This window comes from Streptomyces sp. Ru72, assembly GCF_002920635.1.
Lineage (GTDB): Bacteria > Actinomycetota > Actinomycetes > Streptomycetales > Streptomycetaceae > Streptomyces.
Genome location: NZ_PQSR01000230.1, coordinates 1 through 1,437, shown reverse-complemented (window position 1 = coordinate 1,437; position 1,437 = coordinate 1). Strand labels below are relative to the sequence as shown.

Genomic DNA, 1,437 nt, shown 5'->3' with positions numbered 1-1,437 from the left:
GGGCCTCTTAGCTTTAAGGGTCATTATGGTGCCGGAAGTCACACATAGCGGTGCGCGAGCCGTATTACGACTGGTGCCGGGTGAGGAAGGCCGATGGATGTGTCGTGGCCACAGCGCCTGGCTGTGTGGGACCGAGTACAGCTCGGCGGTCGTGCCTCGGTGGTGTCCCGGCTGGCGCGCGGAGTCATTGAGCTGACGGACCCGTTCGGCGACGTGTGCCGAACGAGCATCCCGGAGATGGTGCTGACCGCGGACTGGATGAAGCGGACCGGCACCGAGTACGTGGCCACGGACGCTGATCCGGCTGAACCGGTTGACCCTCGGGGTGAACCAGCGTCCCGTCTCGAACGCCTCCGTCGACAACGGCCGTCAGCAGCACGTGCTGTTCGTCCGCGAAGTAGTCGCCGCTGGCGCGGGTGCGGCCCGCAGTCTCCGGGCTTCGTCGTCCTGGTCCACTGGTCGACCATCGCGTTCAGCTCGGTGGGCGAGGCGACTTCGGGGCCGGGAACGAAGTGGTTGTGGCGGAAGTAACCGATCTGCCCCTCGACACCGCCCTTCTCGTGGGCGCCCTCGATGCCAGGACGGCAGTAGAACGGCGCGATTGCCCGAGTGCGAGCGGAACGCGGTCCAGCGGTCCGTCTCCACCCGGCCCCGGTAGAAGCCCAACAGCCGCTCGACCGCGACCCGCAAGTTGTCGTACCGGATGTGCCTGCGCGGGACACCTCCCAGCCCAGGACCCGGAAGGCGATCACGGCTAGGAACACGTGGACTTCACCGAAGTCGACCTCAGCCTCCGCCCCGGGCAGATGGGTCTGCGGCACGAACATCGCCTGCGGGCCGATGCCCGTGTCCCGCCGGATCTGCGGCCGCCGGTCCCTCTCGCAGGTGCGGACCACCGTATGGGAGATGTCGTGGGCGTCGTGCTCCTCCACCAGCCGGTCGAAGCTCCGCTGAGCGGTGCGCCGCTGCTTGGTCGGCGCGTTGAGATCTGCCTATGGGATCCCGTCGATTTGCGACTTGCAGGGATCCAGCCGTGACTCGGCGGCGACAGCAGGCGGTGAGTCCCACGCTGTCGGCCGGTAAGTTTCATTGGTCGGGGCATGAAGCAACACGCGCGCTGTGCGCGCCGGTGGTGCGGTCTGCCGAAGAACTGGGCGAAGAGCCGCGTCGGCTGATGGAACGGCACCCGGCCGCGGCCGTCCATGCGGTGGAGCACCTGGTGCTGCCCCCTGCATGGGGCGGCCTGCGCCGCGGTCGCCCCGGCCGCGCACGCCGGGGTGAGCTTCGAGGAGATCGGCCGCGCGCAGGCCCTCGTCGAGGAGGCCGGTGTGCTGATCCACCGCGATGCGGGGCTGCTCCCCGGTGTCCCGGCCGTGGACCAGGCACTGTGGGAGCGCAGCGTGCCGGAGGTCCGGGGCACGGCGGCGGCCACGCCGG

Annotated in this window: 1 protein-coding gene; it reads left to right on the top strand. The window is 69.5% G+C overall.

Going from position 1 to position 1,437, the window contains the following annotated elements; translation table 11 throughout:
- Nucleotides 1–1,202: 1,202 nt before the first annotated feature.
- Nucleotides 1,203–1,437 (top strand): hypothetical protein (locus tag C3488_RS39610; protein ID WP_146068035.1); only part of this gene is annotated, 235 nt, incomplete at its 3' end.